At 66.4% G+C, this 1,098-nt stretch carries 1 protein-coding gene; it reads left to right on the top strand.

The window, feature by feature from the left end:
* Window positions 1-214: 214 nt before the first annotated feature.
* Window positions 215-1,098, top strand: an 884-nt coding sequence (locus tag H8A95_RS43185) for a 4-(cytidine 5'-diphospho)-2-C-methyl-D-erythritol kinase (protein WP_229188472.1), incomplete at its 3' end; no start/stop codon positions are given.

Raw genomic sequence — 1,098 nt, 5'->3', positions numbered from 1 at the left:
GCCGTGGCGGGTGTTGTGAACGGGATTCGTCGTTCGGGCGGTCTGCAACAATAATCATCGATGGTTATGGGTCCCTGCTTTCGCAGGGACGACGGCGGCGGATGCGGCGCTTAATCCGGTAAACCCCCGGAATTTCCATCCAAACAAAGGGATAGGATCGTGAGGCGATTTACGCTAATCGCTCACGATCATTGTTTTTTAGGGGTTTGTCGCCGTGCCGGCGCTGATTGAAGAAGGGCGTGCCAAGGTCAACCTGACGCTCAGGGTTGTCGGACGGCGCGTCGATGGATTTCACGACCTGGAGAGCGTCGTCGCATTTGCCGATTGCGCCGATCGTCTCACGCTGCAGCCTGGCCCCGAGCTGTCGCTCTCGATGACGGGACCGCTGGCCGATGCCTGCGGCGATACATCGGACAATCTGGTGCTCAAGGCCGCGCGGCTGCTCGGCGAGCGCGTCGTGGACCTCGAGGTCGGCCACTTCACGCTGGAGAAGGTGCTGCCGGTGGCGGCCGGCATCGGCGGCGGCTCGGCCGATGCTGCAGCCGCGCTGCGGCTGTTGGCGCGGCTCAACGAGCTCGCGCTCGACGACAGCAGGATCATGGAGGTCGCGCTGCAGACCGGCGCCGACGTGCCGGTGTGCGTTGCCTCGCGCGCCTGCGACATGACCGGCGTCGGCGAAGGTCTGCTGCCGCTCGATTTGCCGAAAATGCCTGCCGTGCTGGTCAATCCGCGCGTGCCGGTTGCGACCAGGGATGTCTTCAATGCGCTCGGTCTGCGCCACGGCGAGCTCCTGATCGGCGCCACCGATGTCATGATGCAGGCGCCGTCCTGGCCGGATGCCGGTCGCGCGATCGGCGATTGGATCGCAGCACTGGCGCGCGGCACCAACGATCTCGAAGGCCCCGCGGTGCGCATCGAGCCCGTCATCAGCGACGTGTTGTCCGCGTTGCGTGCGACCACTGGCGTTCGCCTGGTGCGTATGTCGGGCTCCGGCGCGACCTGCTTTGCCGTGTTCGCCACCGACGCCGACGCCCAGGCCGCCGGCGAACAGCTCCGCGCCGCTCACCCCGGCTGGTGGGTGCATGCGGGCACGCTGAG

Source organism: Bradyrhizobium oropedii, from assembly GCF_020889685.1.
GTDB classification, from domain to species: Bacteria; Pseudomonadota; Alphaproteobacteria; order Rhizobiales; family Xanthobacteraceae; genus Bradyrhizobium; species Bradyrhizobium oropedii.
Note: the sequence above shows the minus strand (reverse complement) of the source record. Positions and strands in the feature narration are given on the sequence as shown.